Source organism: Streptomyces coeruleoprunus (genome assembly GCF_039542925.1).
Classification (GTDB): domain Bacteria; phylum Actinomycetota; class Actinomycetes; order Streptomycetales; family Streptomycetaceae; genus Streptomyces; species Streptomyces coeruleoprunus.
The window spans coordinates 4,603,655-4,619,475 of the sequence record NZ_BAABIT010000001.1; the positions used below are offsets into that span (position 1 = coordinate 4,603,655).

Here is a 15,821-nt window from a genome sequence, read left to right on the forward strand (position 1 = left end):
GACGACTGCACTGCGAGCGCCCGGGCACCCTTGTGCCCACCGCCGCAGAGCCACGCCCTACCCACCCTCGACCCGACAACGAGGAGCAGCTCGAAATGACGACTGTCGAGAACCGACAGGACTTCAAGGTCGCGGACCTCTCCCTCGCCGAATTCGGCCGCAAGGAGATCACCCTCGCCGAGCACGAGATGCCCGGCCTGATGGCGATCCGCAAGGAGTACGCCGAGGCCCAGCCCCTCGCCGGCGCCCGCATCACCGGCTCCCTTCACATGACCGTCCAGACGGCCGTCCTGATCGAGACCCTCGTCGCCCTCGGCGCCCGCGTCCGCTGGGCGTCCTGCAACATCTTCTCGACCCAGGACCACGCCGCCGCCGCCATCGCGGTCGGCCCCGACGGCACCCCGGACAACCCGCAGGGCGTCCCGGTCTTCGCCTGGAAGGGCGAGACCCTGGAGGAGTACTGGTGGTGCACCGAGCAGGCGCTGACCTGGCCGGACAGCCCCACCGGCGGCCCCAACATGATCCTCGACGACGGTGGTGACGCCACCCTCCTCGTCCACAAGGGCGTCGAGTTCGAGAAGGCCGGCGAGGCCCCGGACCCGTCCACCGCGGACAGCGAGGAGTACGGCCACATCCTGCGCCTCCTCAACCGCACCCTCGCCGAGAACCCCCAGAAGTGGACCCGCCTCGCCTCGGAGATCCGCGGCGTGACGGAGGAGACCACCACCGGTGTCCACCGCCTGTACGAGATGCACCGTGACGGCACCCTGCTGTTCCCGGCCATCAACGTCAATGACGCGGTCACCAAGTCGAAGTTCGACAACAAGTACGGCTGCCGGCACTCCCTCGTCGACGGCATCAACCGCGCCACCGACGTCCTGATCGGCGGCAAGGTCGCGGTCGTCTGCGGCTACGGCGACGTCGGCAAGGGCTGCGCCGAGTCCCTGCGCGGCCAGGGCGCCCGCGTGATCGTCACCGAGATCGACCCCATCTGCGCCCTCCAGGCGGCGATGGACGGCTACCAGGTCACGACCCTCGACGAGGTCGTCGACACGGCCGACATCTTCATCACCACCACGGGCAACCGGGACATCATCATGGCCTCGGACATGGCCAAGATGAAGCACCAGGCGATCGTCGGCAACATCGGCCACTTCGACAACGAGATCGACATGGCCGGCCTCGCGAACATCCCGGGCATCGTCAAGGACGAGGTCAAGCCGCAGGTCCACACCTGGACCTTCCAGGACGGCAAGAAGATCATCGTGCTGTCCGAGGGCCGCCTCCTCAACCTGGGCAACGCCACCGGCCACCCGTCCTTCGTGATGTCCAACTCCTTCGCGGACCAGACTCTGGCCCAGATCGAGCTGTTCACGAAGCCCGAGCAGTACCCGACCGACGTCTACGTGCTGCCCAAGCACCTCGACGAGAAGGTCGCCCGCCTCCACCTGGACGCGCTCGGCGTCAAGCTCACGACGCTGCGCCCCGAGCAGGCCACCTACATCGGCGTGGACGTCGAAGGCCCGTACAAGCCGGACCACTACCGCTACTGATCAGCACCGGATCACCCGCGGAACCGGCCCCGTCCGGCTCCACCTTCCGTGATCCGGCCCGACCAGCAGCGCCGGCAACGGCACCGGTACCAAGGCAGGCCCCCGCACCCCCGTGTCGGGGGCCTGCCCCGTACCCGGCCGCCGACGCACTACCGCCGACCCCGAAACCCCGAGGACCCATGCCCCGCGGCCGCTATTCGCTCCATGATCCGCACGATCACACCCCCCTCGGCGAAGAGCACTTCCACTGCGCGCCCGGCCCCTCCGGCTGGCGCTACGTCTCCCAGATCACCACCCCCTCGGGCGACCACGCGGGCTCCGTCGACCTCGCCCTCGACGAACTCGGGCGCCCCATCCGTCTCGAACTGCACGCCGGCGGCTGGCAGGTCCGCGGCGCCGCCCTCGACGGCGTCACCTGGGTCCGCACCGACCCCACCGGCTCCCAGGCCACCGAAGGCAATGTGCGCGCCCACGCCTTCACCGGCCGCTCCCCGGCCTTCCTCATCGCGACATCCCGGCTCCTGCGCCTCACCCCCGGTTCCCCCGCGACCCGCGTCCGCCTCGTCGCCTTCACGGACCCGGTCCTCGCACCCCTCACCGTCGACCAGTCCTGGGCCCTGGTGAACAGTGAAACGCACGCCACTGACAACGGCCCCCTGACCGTGGACGAGTACCAGGTCGGCGCCCTGGACACGGGCGAGCGGCACACCGTGCACATCGCCGGGGACGTCGTGCTCGCGGCGCCCGGAATCGAACTCGAAGACCTCCAGAGCCCGCCGTCCGCGTTCCCCTGATCCCTGATCCCCTGTCCTCGTTAGGCGGGAGGGGCGAACCCGGTGGCCGCCGGCCTCGGCTGCTCGACGTCCTCCCGCGGGCCGCCCGCGTGCCCGGCAGCCGGGGAGGAAACCGGAGGAGCAGCGGGCGCGGAGAAGAGCGGCGCACCGGGCCCGGCCACCGCACGAGCACCAGCCGCAGCGGACGACACCACCGCCGAAGCAGCCGCCGCGACGCGCCGCGCATCACGCGTCTGCCGCTCGTGCACCACACCGGCCAGGAAAGCCGCGGCAGGAACACCGGGCGGCGGCGGAGTACCCGTACGCGCCACCAGCTCATCGGCGAGCCGCTCGGCCAGCGCCCGGCCCACCACCGGGTCCAGCTGCTGCGTCCGCGTCAGGTACTGCCGTATGCGCAGCCACAGATCGTCAGGCACGGCGGACAGATCCAGATGCGCGAACCGCCCGACGAGCCACGGCGGCGGAGGAGGCACGGCAGTCGTCCGCGCCGCGGGAATCCGCTCCCGCACGACCAGCGTCCCGGCGAACACGTCACCGATCCGGCGTCCCCGCTCCGACACGAGGGACGCGATGCACGCGACGACGCCGAACGTCATCGTGATCTCCACCATCCCGATCGCACCGCGCACCAGCGCGTGCCGGAACCGGATGGGCCCGCCGTCGTCACGCACCACGCGCAACCCGCACACCAGCTTGCCGACCGAGCGCCCACGGGTCAGCGTCTCCACGGCTATCGGCCCGCCGACCAGGACGAGCAGGAACGACGCGATCGACACCGCCATGACCGCCGCCTCGTCGAGGGAGGCCGTCGCGAGCGCCAGGCCGAGAGATATCAGCAGATACGCGGCCCACACGATGACGAGATCGATGATCAGGGCGAACGCCCGGCTGGGCAGCCGCGCCGGCTGCAGCCCGAGAACGACGGCGTCACCCGTCACGACCTCACTCATGGCGCCCACCCTTCCTCACCCTTGCCCGACCCCTCCGAACGCCAGTCTGCCAAGCTGGCCGACAGCGCGTTCCAGTAGTACGAACCGTACGCACCCGCATCCGCACCCGCGCCTGGAGCCTCAGCCGATCATGGACCTCGACGTCTACGTCACCGCCCACCGCGCCGAGTGGGACCGCCTGGACCACCTCCTGCGCCGCGGCCGCCGGCTCACCGGAGCCGAGGCGGACGAACTCGTCGCCCTCTACCAGCGCACGGCGACGCACCTGTCCGTGATCCAGTCGAGTGCCCCGGACCCCCTGCTGACGGCCCGGCTCACCCAGCTCGTGGCCCGCGCCCGCGCCACCGTGACAGGAACACGGCGCGCCTCCTGGCGGGACGTCGCGAAGTTTCTGACCGCCGGCTTCCCGGCCGCGGTCTACCGCTCCCGCCACTGGTGGATCCCCACGGCAGTGCTGTCGACCCTCCTCGCCGCCGTCATCGGCTGGTGGATCGGCACCCACCCCGAGGTCCAGGCCGCCATCGCCGCCCCCGACGAACTGCGGGAGCTGACCCGCCCCGGCGGCGAGTACGAGACGTACTACTCCAGTCACCCCGCGGCATCCTTCGCCGCCCAGGTCTGGACGAACAATGCCCAGGCGGCCGCCATGTGCCTCGTACTGGGCGCCTTCTTCTGCGTTCCCGTCCTGTGGATCCTCTTCCTCAACATGCTGAACCTCGGCGTGGGCATCGGCCTCATGTCGTCGGCCGGCCGCCTCGACACCTTCCTCGGCCTGGTGCTCCCGCACGGCCTGCTGGAGCTCACCGCCGTCTTCGTCGCCGCGGGCACGGGCCTGCGCCTGGGCTGGACGCTCATCGACCCGGGCCCCATGCCGCGCCGCACCGCCCTGGCCCAGCAGGGCCGAGCGGCGATCGGCATGGCCATCGGACTGGCCCTGGTCCTCTTCGTGTCCGGTGTGATCGAGGGCTTCGTGACCCCGTCCGGCCTCCCGACCTGGGCCCGCATCGCCATCGGCGTCGCCGCCGAGGCGGCGTTCCTCTTGTACGTGTACGTACTGGGCGGCCGTGCGGCCCGGGCGGGCGAGGCCGGTGACGTGGACGCCGCCGACCGCAGCGCCGAGCTGCCGACGGCCGCCTGATGTGCGTACGGCCCCCGCGACCTGCTAGTCTCCTCTTCGCCCGCAAAACCCGTTGACACGGTGGACGTGGGGAGGTAGATTCAAACGGTTGCGTAGAGCTGGACAGGTTCGAGCGCAACGGTTAGTGTCTCTCTCGCTTCGCAGCGAAACCGAGGGTTTCCACCGAAGCCGACACGATTCCTTAATCCGGATCGCGAAGCCGATTAGATCGGCGGAAATGATTCTGATAAAGTCGGATCAGCCGAAAGGCAAAGGCCCCTCCAACGGCCACCGGAAACGAAATCCGAACCGGAAACGGAACGGAAAAGGATCTGGTAAGGTTGGAAACACCGAAGGGAAGCGCCCGGAGGAAAGCCCGAAAGGGTGAGTACGAAGGAAGCGTCCGTTCCTTGAGAACTCAACAGCGTGCCAAAAGTCAACGCCAGATATGTTGATAACCCCGTCTCTCTGAGACGAGGTTCCTTTGAAAAACACAGCGAGGACGCTGTGAACAGGAAGCGGGACTATTCCTCCCGCCCTGTTCCGCTCAACGCGAGTGTTGACCCGGATCACCGGGAAGCATTCACGGAGAGTTTGATCCTGGCTCAGGACGAACGCTGGCGGCGTGCTTAACACATGCAAGTCGAACGATGAACCTCCTTCGGGAGGGGATTAGTGGCGAACGGGTGAGTAACACGTGGGCAATCTGCCCTGCACTCTGGGACAAGCCCTGGAAACGGGGTCTAATACCGGATATGACCACTTCAGGCATCTGATGGTGGTGGAAAGCTCCGGCGGTGCAGGATGAGCCCGCGGCCTATCAGCTTGTTGGTGAGGTAACGGCTCACCAAGGCGACGACGGGTAGCCGGCCTGAGAGGGCGACCGGCCACACTGGGACTGAGACACGGCCCAGACTCCTACGGGAGGCAGCAGTGGGGAATATTGCACAATGGGCGAAAGCCTGATGCAGCGACGCCGCGTGAGGGATGACGGCCTTCGGGTTGTAAACCTCTTTCAGCAGGGAAGAAGCGAAAGTGACGGTACCTGCAGAAGAAGCGCCGGCTAACTACGTGCCAGCAGCCGCGGTAATACGTAGGGCGCAAGCGTTGTCCGGAATTATTGGGCGTAAAGAGCTCGTAGGCGGCCTGTCGCGTCGGATGTGAAAGCCCGGGGCTTAACCCCGGGTCTGCATTCGATACGGGCAGGCTAGAGTTCGGTAGGGGAGATCGGAATTCCTGGTGTAGCGGTGAAATGCGCAGATATCAGGAGGAACACCGGTGGCGAAGGCGGATCTCTGGGCCGATACTGACGCTGAGGAGCGAAAGCGTGGGGAGCGAACAGGATTAGATACCCTGGTAGTCCACGCCGTAAACGTTGGGAACTAGGTGTGGGCGACATTCCACGTCGTCCGTGCCGCAGCTAACGCATTAAGTTCCCCGCCTGGGGAGTACGGCCGCAAGGCTAAAACTCAAAGGAATTGACGGGGGCCCGCACAAGCGGCGGAGCATGTGGCTTAATTCGACGCAACGCGAAGAACCTTACCAAGGCTTGACATACACCGGAAACACTCAGAGATGGGTGCCCCCTTGTGGTCGGTGTACAGGTGGTGCATGGCTGTCGTCAGCTCGTGTCGTGAGATGTTGGGTTAAGTCCCGCAACGAGCGCAACCCTTGTCCCGTGTTGCCAGCAGGCCCTTGTGGTGCTGGGGACTCACGGGAGACCGCCGGGGTCAACTCGGAGGAAGGTGGGGACGACGTCAAGTCATCATGCCCCTTATGTCTTGGGCTGCACACGTGCTACAATGGCCGGTACAAAGAGCTGCGATACCGTGAGGTGGAGCGAATCTCAAAAAGCCGGTCTCAGTTCGGATTGGGGTCTGCAACTCGACCCCATGAAGTCGGAGTCGCTAGTAATCGCAGATCAGCATTGCTGCGGTGAATACGTTCCCGGGCCTTGTACACACCGCCCGTCACGTCACGAAAGTCGGTAACACCCGAAGCCGGTGGCCCAACCCCTTGTGGGAGGGAGCTGTCGAAGGTGGGACTGGCGATTGGGACGAAGTCGTAACAAGGTAGCCGTACCGGAAGGTGCGGCTGGATCACCTCCTTTCTAAGGAGCACATAGCCGACTGCGAGCGAATGTCTCGCACGGTTGCTCATGGGTGGAACGTTGACTACTCGGCACGATCAGGAGATGGACCGCTAGTACTGCTTCGGCGTGGAACGCGGATCGGATCGAGGGATCGTGTCGGGCACGCTGTTGGGTGTCTGAGGGTGCGAGCGTTGCTCGCCCTTCATGCGCCGGCCCCAGTGAACTTGCTGTCTTGCAGCAGGGTGATGGGTGGCTGGTCGTTGCTTGAGAACTGCACAGTGGACGCGAGCATCTGTGGCCAAGTTTTTAAGGGCGCACGGTGGATGCCTTGGCACCAGGAACCGATGAAGGACGTGGGAGGCCGCGATAGGCCCCGGGGAGCTGTCAACCGAGCTTTGATCCGGGGGTGTCCGAATGGGGAAACCCGGCAGTCGTCATGGGCTGTCACCCGCTGCTGAACACATAGGCAGTGTGGAGGGAACGAGGGGAAGTGAAACATCTCAGTACCCTCAGGAAGAGAAAACAACCGTGATTCCGGGAGTAGTGGCGAGCGAAACTGGATGAGGCCAAACCGTATGCGTGTGATACCCGGCAGGGGTTGCGCATGCGGGGTTGTGGGATCTCTCTTTTACGGTCTGCCGGCCGTGAGACGAGTCAGAAACCGTTGATGTAGGCGAAGGACATGCGGAAGGTCCGGCGTAGAGGGTAAGACCCCCGTAGCTGAAACGTCAGCGGCTCGTTTGAGAGACACCCAAGTAGCACGGGGCCCGAGAAATCCCGTGTGAATCTGGCGGGACCACCCGCTAAGCCTAAATATTCCCTGGTGACCGATAGCGGATAGTACCGTGAGGGAATGGTGAAAAGTACCGCGGGAGCGGAGTGAAATAGTACCTGAAACCGTGTGCCTACAAGCCGTGGGAGCGTCGGACATCAGCTTGCTGGTGTCTCGTGACTGCGTGCCTTTTGAAGAATGAGCCTGCGAGTTTGCGGTGTGTTGCGAGGTTAACCCGTGTGGGGAAGCCGTAGCGAAAGCGAGTCCGAATAGGGCGATTCAGTAGCGCGCTCAAGACCCGAAGCGGAGTGATCTAGCCATGGCAGGTTGAAGCGGAGGTAAGACTTCGTGGAGGACCGAACCCACCAGGGTTGAAAACCTGGGGGATGACCTGTGGTTAGGGGTGAAAGGCCAATCAAACTCCGTGATAGCTGGTTCTCCCCGAAATGCATTTAGGTGCAGCGTCGTGTGTTTCTTGCCGGAGGTAGAGCACTGGATAGGCGATGGGCCCTACCGGGTTACTGACCTTAGCCAAACTCCGAATGCCGGTAAGTGAGAGCGCGGCAGTGAGACTGTGGGGGATAAGCTCCATGGTCGAGAGGGAAACAGCCCAGAGCATCGACTAAGGCCCCTAAGCGTACGCTAAGTGGGAAAGGATGTGGAGTCGCAGAGACAACCAGGAGGTTGGCTTAGAAGCAGCCACCCTTGAAAGAGTGCGTAATAGCTCACTGGTCAAGTGATTCCGCGCCGACAATGTAGCGGGGCTCAAGCGTACCGCCGAAGTCGTGTCATTGCAGCATAAGCCCCAACGGGTGTTGTGATGGGTAGGGAGCGTCGTGTGCCGGGTGAAGCAGCCGTGGAAGCGAGTTGTGGACGGTTCACGAGTGAGAATGCAGGCATGAGTAGCGATACACACGTGAGAAACGTGTGCGCCGATTGACTAAGGGTTCCTGGGTCAAGCTGATCTGCCCAGGGTAAGTCGGGACCTAAGGCGAGGCCGACAGGCGTAGTCGATGGACAACCGGTTGATATTCCGGTACCCGCTTTGAAGCGCCAGCGCTGAACCCAGCGATGCTAAGCCCGTGAAACCGCCGTGTGCGTCTTCGGACAATCACGGAGTGGTGGAGCCGGTGACCCAGACTGGTAGTAGGTGAGCGATGGGGTGACGCAGGAAGGTAGTCCAGCCCGGGCGGTGGTTGTCCCGGGGTAAGGGTGTAGCCCGAGAGATAGGCAAATCCGTCTCTCATGAGGGTGAGACCTGATGCCGAGCCGATTGTGGCGAAGTGGATGATCCTATGCTGTCGAGAAAAGCCTCTAGCGAGTTTCATGGCGGCCCGTACCCTAAACCGACTCAGGTGGTCAGGTAGAGAATACCGAGGCGTTCGGGTGAACTATGGTTAAGGAACTCGGCAAAATGCCCCCGTAACTTCGGGAGAAGGGGGGCCATGTCTGGTGATGGAGTTTTCCTCCGGAGCTGGGTGTGGCCGCAGAGACCAGCGAGAAGCGACTGTTTACTAAAAACACAGGTCCGTGCGAAGCCGTAAGGCGATGTATACGGACTGACGCCTGCCCGGTGCTGGAACGTTAAGGGGACCGGTTAGCTGACTTTCGGGTCGGCGAAGCTGAGAACTTAAGCGCCAGTAAACGGCGGTGGTAACTATAACCATCCTAAGGTAGCGAAATTCCTTGTCGGGTAAGTTCCGACCTGCACGAATGGCGTAACGACTTCTCGACTGTCTCAACCATAGGCCCGGTGAAATTGCACTACGAGTAAAGATGCTCGTTTCGCGCAGCAGGACGGAAAGACCCCGGGACCTTTACTACAGTTTGATATTGGTGTTCGGTTCGGCTTGTGTAGGATAGGTGGGAGACTGTGAAGCTTGGACGCCAGTTCAGGTGGAGTCGTCGTTGAAATACCACTCTGGTCGTGCTGGATGTCTAACCTGGGTCCGTGATCCGGATCAGGGACAGTGTCTGATGGGTAGTTTAACTGGGGCGGTTGCCTCCTAAAGGGTAACGGAGGCGCCCAAAGGTTCCCTCAGCCTGGTTGGCAATCAGGTGTTGAGTGTAAGTGCACAAGGGAGCTTGACTGTGAGACCGACGGGTCGAGCAGGGACGAAAGTCGGGACTAGTGATCCGGCGGTGGCTTGTGGAAGCGCCGTCGCTCAACGGATAAAAGGTACCCCGGGGATAACAGGCTGATCTTCCCCAAGAGTCCATATCGACGGGATGGTTTGGCACCTCGATGTCGGCTCGTCGCATCCTGGGGCTGGAGTCGGTCCCAAGGGTTGGGCTGTTCGCCCATTAAAGCGGTACGCGAGCTGGGTTTAGAACGTCGTGAGACAGTTCGGTCCCTATCCGCTGTGCGCGTAGGAATATTGAGAAGGGCTGTCCCTAGTACGAGAGGACCGGGACGGACGAACCTCTGGTGTGCCAGTTGTTCTGCCAAGGGCATGGCTGGTTGGCTACGTTCGGGAGGGATAACCGCTGAAAGCATCTAAGCGGGAAGCCTGCTTCGAGATGAGTATTCCCACCTCCTTGAGAGGGTAAGGCTCCCAGTAGACGACTGGGTTGATAGGCCGGATATGGAAGCCCAGTAATGGGTGGAGTTGACCGGTACTAATAGGCCGAGGGCTTGTCCTCAGTTGCTCGCGTCCACTGTGTTAGTTCTGAAGTAACGAACTCCCTTGCCGGTTGAGTTGTTATCTTCATAGTGTTTCGGTGGTCATAGCGTTAGGGAAACGCCCGGTTACATTCCGAACCCGGAAGCTAAGCCTTTCAGCGCCGATGGTACTGCAGGGGGGACCCTGTGGGAGAGTAGGACGCCGCCGAACAATTATTAGCCTCAACCCCTGGTCTTCATGGCCGGGGGTTGAGGCTTTTTTGCGTTCCAGGGAGAAATGAAGACCCACCCTGCCGCCCTCCACGGCAGGAAACGGGTCCGTCAGAGGCGGCCTGCGGCCTTCAGAGCGAGATAGGCGTCGGCGAGGGCTGGCGCCAGTTCTTCGGGGATTGCGTCGACAACCGTGACGCCATGGCGCTGAAGCTGTTCCGACACCTGGCGGCGCTGGGCCTGGGCCTGCGTGCCGGCAGCCGCCTCGTACACCGCCTGGGCGCTGCCACGTGCCTTGGTCATCTGCTCCGCGTGCGGGTCCGCGACGGAAGCCAGGAGCACCGTGTGCCGCTGCGTGAGCTGGGGCAGGACCGGCAGCAGCCCCTCCTCGATGGGCGCGGCCTCCAGTCCACTGAGCAGGACGATCAGCGAACGGCGTGGCGCGCCGGCCAGAGCGGCCGCGCTCAGACCGCGAGCGTCCGTTTCGACGAGCTCCGGTTCGAGTGTGGCGAGGGCATTGACCATCGCGGGCAGGACGTCTCCGGCGGCTCGGCCCTGGACGCGAGCTCGAATACGCCGGTCGTAGGCCAACAGATCCACTCGGTCTCCCGCGCGCGTGGCGAGTGCGGTGAGCAGCAGCGCGGCGTCCAGGGCCGCGTCGAGGCGCGGAACGTCGCCCACGCGGCCCGCAGAGGTGCGGCCGGTGTCCAGGACGATCAGGATGTGGCGGTCGCGCTCCGGGCGCCATGTTCGGACGGCCACGGAGGAGTGGCGAGCGGTTGCGCGCCAGTCGATGGACCGGGTGTCGTCACCGGGGACGTACTCGCGGAGGCTGTCGAACTCCGTGCCCTGGCCGCGGGTGAGGACGCTGGTGCGGCCGTCCAGTTCGCGCAGGCGGGCCAGCCTCGACGGCAGGTGCTTGCGGCTGGTGAAGGGCGGCAGCACCCGGACGGTCCAGGGGACCCGGTGGCTGCCTTGGCGGGCCGCGAGGCCGAGCGGGCCGAAGGAGCGGACCGTGATGCGTTCCGCCGGCCGGTCCCCGCGGCGGGTCGGGCGGAGGACCGTGGTGACCCGGCGGCGTTCGCCCGCCGGTACGTCGATCTTGTGCCGGGAGGCTCCCTGTTCCGCGCCGGACGGCCAGCTGCTCGGCGGCCAGGCGTCGCGGATCTGGGCGCGCAGGCGGCGGCGGGATCGGTTCGTCACCGTGAGCTGGACCTGTGCGCTGTCACCGAGTCGAACAGTCGTGTCACCACTTCGGGCGAACTGGAGGGTTCGCACTGGCGCCGCGAGAGCGTAGTCGCACAGAATAGCGAGTGACAGGGGTGCGTTGATCGCGAGCATCCCCGTCCAGCTGGGAGCGAGGATGCCGACGGGCAGCGAGCCGATCGCGGCCAGGAGCGCGGTTCGTCCGGTGAGGGCCATGAGTCACTGCCTCAGTGAGGGCGCGGGGACGTGGGCCAGGATCGAGTTGATGACGGCGTCGGCCGTCACACCTTCCATCTCGGCCTCGGGGCGCAGCTGGATGCGGTGACGAAGAGTGGGCAGGGCCAGGGCTTTCACGTCGTCGGGGATGACGTAGTCGCGGCCGGTGAGCCAGGCCCAGGCGCGTGCGGTGGAGAGCAGCGCGGTGGCGCCTCGCGGGGAGACGCCGAGGGTGAGCGAGGGGGATTCACGAGTGGCACGGCAGATATCGACCACATAGCCGGCGATCTCTTCGGAGACCGACGTACCGGCGACGGCGCGGCGGGCGGCCTCGAGGTCCGCGGGGCCGGCGACGGGGCGTACGCCGGCGGCCTTCAGGTCGCGGGGGTTGAAGCCTTCCGCATGGCGGGTCAGCACGTTGATCTCGTCCTGGCGGGACGGCAGAGGGACCGTCAGTTTGAGCAAGAACCGGTCGAGTTGGGCCTCGGGCAGCGGATAGGTGCCCTCGTACTCGACCGGGTTCTGGGTCGCGGCCACGAGGAACGGCTCGGGCAGCGGGCGGGGCGTGCCGTCGACCGTGACCTGGCGTTCCTCCATGGCCTCCAGGAGGGAGGACTGGGTCTTCGGCGGGGTGCGGTTGATCTCGTCCGCGAGCAGCAGGTTGGTGAAGACGGGACCCGGCTGGAAGGAGAACTCGGCGGTCCGGGCGTCGTAGACGAGGGAGCCCGTCACATCGCTCGGCATCAGGTCAGGGGTGAACTGGACGCGCTTGGTGTCCAGTTCGAGGGATGCGGCAAGTGCGCGGACGAGCAGTGTCTTGGCGACACCGGGGACGCCCTCCAGCAGGACGTGGCCTCGGCAGAGCAGGGCGACGACGAGCCCGGTGACAGCGGGGTCCTGCCCGACCACGGCCTTCGCGATCTCGGTGCGCAGGGCTTCCAGGGAGGCGCGGGCGCTGTCCGAGTTGTCGGCGGTCTCGGGGGTCGGGGCACTCATGAGGTGCGTACCTCTCTTTCGAGGGCGTCGAGTTGATCTGCCAGGAGGATGAGCGCGGCGTCATCGGCGGGTGCCGGGCCGAACAAGAGGTCCCTGAGTCGTGTGCCGTCGCCGTCGGTCAGCCGGGCCGATACGGCGGGGAGCAGGGACTCGGGTGAGTGGGCTTCCGTGGCCGGGATGCCCACGAGAGGGGCGAGCCGGGTGCGAGTCGCCGAACGGAGAACGGTCGCGGCGCGGTCACGGGCGTTGGAGCGGTGGTACAGGCGGGAGCGGCCCTCTGTTGCCTCGGAGGCGCGGATGGCGACGGGCAGGCGTTCCGTCACCAGGGGGCCGAGGCGGCGGGCTCGCCAGATGGCGGCGAGCAGGGCGGCGACGGCGAGTTGGAGGGTGGCCCAGAGCCAGCCCGAGGGGATGAGGCCGAAGAAGTCCTCTTCGCTCTCGATGCCCTCGCCGCTGTCTTCGCCTTCGGTCGCGGACGGATCAGTGAGGGAAGGGAGGTACCAGACCAGATGGTTTCGGGAACCGAGGAGTTGAAGTGCGAGAGAGGCGTTGCCCTGCTGGGCGAGGCGCTGGTTGAAGAGGATGTCGGCGGAGCCGAGGAGCGTGACGTCGCTGTCGGCGCCGCTCTTCAGCCTCAGCAGGGTGGGCAGGCCGTCGCTCGGGTAGCAGGCCTGGGACGTCGTGGCGGCGAGGGTTCGGTACCGCTCGCCGCCCAGGTCGACCGTTCCGGCCCGGCGGGCTTCCGGCAGGGAACACTGGGGGGCGAGTGCCCTGACCGAGGCGGGGGAGTCCGTGGTCACCCCCGGCGCCAGGATGTCGGTGCTGGGCGGGCCCGGCGCGAGGAGCACGGTCCGGCTGCCCTGTCGCTCCATGGTGGCGCGCAGCACTGCCTGCTGATGGCCGGTCAGCATATTGGGGGCCGTCACCAGGAGCGTGGAGTCGGGGCCCGATGCGGTGGTGGCCTCGTCGAGGGTCGTGACGACGCGGACGGAGACGCCACGGTCCTGGAGGAGCTGGGCGACGGCGCGGCTGCCGTTCGGGTCGACGGAGCGGGGGTCGAGGCGGCCGTGCTGGTCGCCGGTGCGCACCAGGGCCATGGCGATGCCCGCGATGACGAGGAGCGCCAGGGCCAGCAGGATGCCTCGTGCGCGCCTCCAGATCTGGCGGGGGTCCCGCGACAGCGAGGTGGCGGTGGCGGTCGCGGTCACTCGGCGGCTCCTCGGCCCGCGCTGCTCAACTGGGGCTTGGCACGCTCCAGGGCGGTGTCCAGGTCCTTGAGGCGCTGGTATGCGGCCTGGTCGGCGGTGCGGCCGCCGTATGTGACGTCGTCGAACTCGCGGGCGGCCGCGCGCAGCTCTGCGGAGTGCGCGGGCAGGACGCGGCCGGCCTCGGCGGCGGCCTCGTCGGCGGTGCGGCCGGGACGCGGATCGAGAAGGGCACGCTCCTCGAGGGAGCGGACGACGGCTCGCATGCGTTCCTGGACGGCCTGGTTCCAGCGTCCGGCGGCGGCGTGCCGCTCGGCGGTGGCACGGTGGTCCGTCGCGGTGCGCGGGCCGTCCTCGAAGAGGGAGTCGGCGGTACCGAGGGTGCGGTGGGGGGTGCCCAGGCGCCACCACAGGGCGGCGATCAGGGCCACGACGACCAGCGCGATGACGGCGAGGCCGAGCGCGCCTCCAGGGGCGGCGCTCGAAGCGGAGTCGAAGAGGTCGCTGACCCACTCCCAGAAGCGGTTCAGGGCCCGCAGCAGAAAATTCGGCTTTTCCTCGCGGTACATCGGCTTGGACAGCTCACGCTCCGCCGCCTCGCGGGCGGGGACGCGGGGGATGTCCAGCGGCACGTCGTCGTCGGCCCGGACCGGGCGCCGGGCCGACAACAGTCCCCCCGTGATCGGCACCGCATCAGCTCCTTGGAGTGGTGTCGCCGGGGGCTCCGGGGCCGTAGCCCGGCACGCCGGCGGCGCGGGCGAGCTCCAGGTCGAGGGCCTCCCGCCGGATGCGCTGGTCCACGTACAGCAGGACGGTGACGCCTGCGGAGATCGGGTACATGATCGCCGATGCGATGACGGCCCCGATACCGCTGATGATCAGGAAGGGCCAGCCGAACTCCGGGGTCTTGCCGGCGAACAGGTCGCTCAGGCCGTCGCCGTCCACGGCGTAGGCGAGGAACGTGAACGGCAGGGTGATGATCAACGCCACCACGAGCGTGAGCAGCGCGGTCAGGAGGAGGATGCCGAAGATCCGCCACCAGGAGCCCTTGACCAGCTTCGCGGAGCGGCGCAGGGACGCCATGACGCCCTGCCGTTCGAGCATCAGCGCCGAGTAGGCGAGGCTGAACCGCACGAGCAGCCACACCGAGACGATCGACGCGGCGACACCGCCCAGGAAGACCAGGCCGGCGCCGGCGGCGGAGCCGACCAGCAGACCCGGCAGCACACCCACGGCAACGACCGCGACGGCGATCAGCGGCACCAGCAGCGTCAGACCGAGCAGCGGAGCGAGCCGGGGACGGGCCTCCCGCCACACCTCGGGCAGGGTCACGGGGCGGCCCAGCACCGAGCGGCTGATCACGAACGTGAGCAGCGCGGTCACGATGAACGTGGCGATGAGACCCAGCAGCATCGACGGGACCGTGGCGACCATGGTCGCCTGCAGGGACTCGCCGACCTGCTCCAGCTGCTCCGACGGGGTCGCGTTCGGGTCGACCTCCGGAGGCCGGGGCAGCACATAGCGCTGCAGCAGGGTCTCGACGAACTGGACGACGACGGAGACGGTGAGGGTCACGCCCAGCACGGTGCGCCAGTGGGTGCGCAGGGTGGACACCGCGCCGTCGAGGATCTCGCCCACGCCGAGCGGGCGCAGCGGAATCACGCCGGGCTTGGGCGCTGCGGGCCGGCCCCAGCCGCCGCCGTACGGTCCGCCGCCCCAGGCGGGAGCCGGGGTCGGGGGAGGACCGGCCGGTCCGGGCGCGGCCGGCGGCGACCACTGGCCCGCGGGCGGCTGGTTCTCGGACCACTTCGGTGCGTTGCCGCCGTCGCCGGGGGTGGGCTGCGGCGTGCCGGCGCCCTGGTCGTCGGACGGAGAAGATCCGGGCGAGGCCCAGCCCGGAGAGTCATTCACGGTCGTCCACCTCGTGGCTTGGTCGCGGGGCCCGCTCGTCGAGCCGGCTCGGTCACGGCGCCCGACCGCTGTCGGGGGCGGGCAGGTTGGCAGCCATCGTGCCACGCGACGTCAACGGCCGGGCCGGGGCCCTTGTGTCTTCGGCACCTTCATTGTCGGTGGCTGAGCGGGCAGAC

At 66.6% G+C, this 15,821-nt stretch carries 9 protein-coding genes and 3 rRNA genes; 6 read left to right on the forward strand and 6 right to left on the reverse strand.

Annotation, left to right across the window (positions count from 1 at the left end; genetic code table 11):
- Positions 1-95: 95 nt before the first annotated feature.
- Both ahcY and ABEB09_RS20630 read left to right on the forward strand, forming a co-directional pair.
- Entirely contained in the window at positions 96-1,553 is a 1,458-nt protein-coding gene (gene ahcY / locus ABEB09_RS20625; protein ID WP_345691391.1) for an adenosylhomocysteinase, read from the forward strand.
- Between the two features lie 179 nt (positions 1,554-1,732).
- A complete protein-coding gene (locus ABEB09_RS20630; RefSeq protein WP_345691392.1) occupies positions 1,733-2,347 on the forward strand; it encodes a hypothetical protein in 615 nt (204 codons plus the stop codon).
- Positions 2,348-2,367: 20 nt separating this feature from the next.
- On the opposite strand, the gene ABEB09_RS20635 is transcribed toward ABEB09_RS20630, so the two are convergent.
- Positions 2,368-3,297 carry an RDD family protein gene (locus ABEB09_RS20635; RefSeq protein ID WP_345691393.1) on the reverse strand — a complete coding sequence of 310 codons (930 nt, stop codon included), beginning with the start codon at positions 3,295-3,297 and terminating at the stop codon, positions 2,368-2,370.
- Between the two features lie 130 nt (positions 3,298-3,427).
- On the opposite strand from ABEB09_RS20635, the gene ABEB09_RS20640 reads away from it, so the two are divergent.
- The 4 genes from ABEB09_RS20640 to rrf all read left to right on the forward strand — a co-directional run bounded on the left by ABEB09_RS20640 (position 3,428) and on the right by rrf (position 10,112).
- Complete coding sequence (locus tag ABEB09_RS20640) at positions 3,428-4,435, forward strand: stage II sporulation protein M (RefSeq protein ID WP_345691394.1); 1,008 nt, start codon at positions 3,428-3,430, stop codon at positions 4,433-4,435.
- Between the two features lie 561 nt (positions 4,436-4,996).
- A 16S ribosomal RNA gene (locus ABEB09_RS20645) occupies positions 4,997-6,524 on the forward strand.
- Positions 6,525-6,802: 278 nt separating this feature from the next.
- Positions 6,803-9,921 (forward strand): 23S ribosomal RNA (locus ABEB09_RS20650).
- 74 nt (positions 9,922-9,995) lie between these two features.
- Positions 9,996-10,112 (forward strand): 5S ribosomal RNA (gene rrf, locus ABEB09_RS20655).
- The 16S, 23S and 5S rRNA genes sit together here, the layout of an rRNA operon.
- Positions 10,113-10,222: 110 nt before the next feature.
- Here rrf and ABEB09_RS20660 read toward each other — a convergent pair.
- The 5 genes from ABEB09_RS20660 to ABEB09_RS20680 are packed head-to-tail and all read right to left on the reverse strand — an operon-like array spanning position 10,223 to position 15,645.
- On the reverse strand, positions 10,223-11,533 hold the full coding sequence (locus ABEB09_RS20660) for a DUF58 domain-containing protein (RefSeq protein ID WP_345691395.1): 1,311 nt from the start codon (positions 11,531-11,533) through the stop codon (positions 10,223-10,225).
- 3 nt (positions 11,534-11,536) lie between these two features.
- Positions 11,537-12,529, reverse strand: a complete 993-nt coding sequence (locus ABEB09_RS20665; RefSeq protein WP_345691396.1) for an AAA family ATPase — start codon at positions 12,527-12,529, stop codon at positions 11,537-11,539.
- Positions 12,526-13,737 (reverse strand): DUF4350 domain-containing protein, encoded by a 1,212-nt coding sequence (locus ABEB09_RS20670; protein WP_345691397.1) that lies wholly within the window; start codon positions 13,735-13,737, stop codon positions 12,526-12,528. The genes ABEB09_RS20665 and ABEB09_RS20670 overlap by 4 nt, the downstream gene beginning before the upstream one ends.
- Positions 13,734-14,423: a DUF4129 domain-containing protein gene (locus tag ABEB09_RS20675; RefSeq protein WP_345691398.1), complete on the reverse strand. Its 690-nt coding sequence runs from the start codon at positions 14,421-14,423 to the stop codon at positions 13,734-13,736. The genes ABEB09_RS20670 and ABEB09_RS20675 overlap by 4 nt, the downstream gene beginning before the upstream one ends.
- A 4-nt stretch (positions 14,424-14,427) precedes the next feature.
- Positions 14,428-15,645 (reverse strand): DUF7544 domain-containing protein, encoded by a 1,218-nt coding sequence (locus ABEB09_RS20680; protein ID WP_345691399.1) that lies wholly within the window; start codon positions 15,643-15,645, stop codon positions 14,428-14,430.
- Positions 15,646-15,821 lie beyond the last annotated feature (176 nt).

Bases quoted from the DNA above. Each gene is read 5' to 3' on its own strand.
- ahcY (WP_345691391.1), top strand. From the start codon at position 96: ATGACGACTGTCGAGAACCGACAGGACTTCAAGGTCGCGGACCTCTCC.
- ABEB09_RS20630 (WP_345691392.1), top strand. From the start codon at position 1,733: ATGCCCCGCGGCCGCTATTCGCTCCATGATCCGCACGATCACACCCCC.
- ABEB09_RS20635 (WP_345691393.1), bottom strand. From the start codon at position 3,297: ATGAGTGAGGTCGTGACGGGTGACGCCGTCGTTCTCGGGCTGCAGCCG.
- ABEB09_RS20640 (WP_345691394.1), top strand. From the start codon at position 3,428: ATGGACCTCGACGTCTACGTCACCGCCCACCGCGCCGAGTGGGACCGC.
- ABEB09_RS20660 (WP_345691395.1), bottom strand. From the start codon at position 11,533: ATGGCCCTCACCGGACGAACCGCGCTCCTGGCCGCGATCGGCTCGCTG.
- ABEB09_RS20665 (WP_345691396.1), bottom strand. From the start codon at position 12,529: ATGAGTGCCCCGACCCCCGAGACCGCCGACAACTCGGACAGCGCCCGC.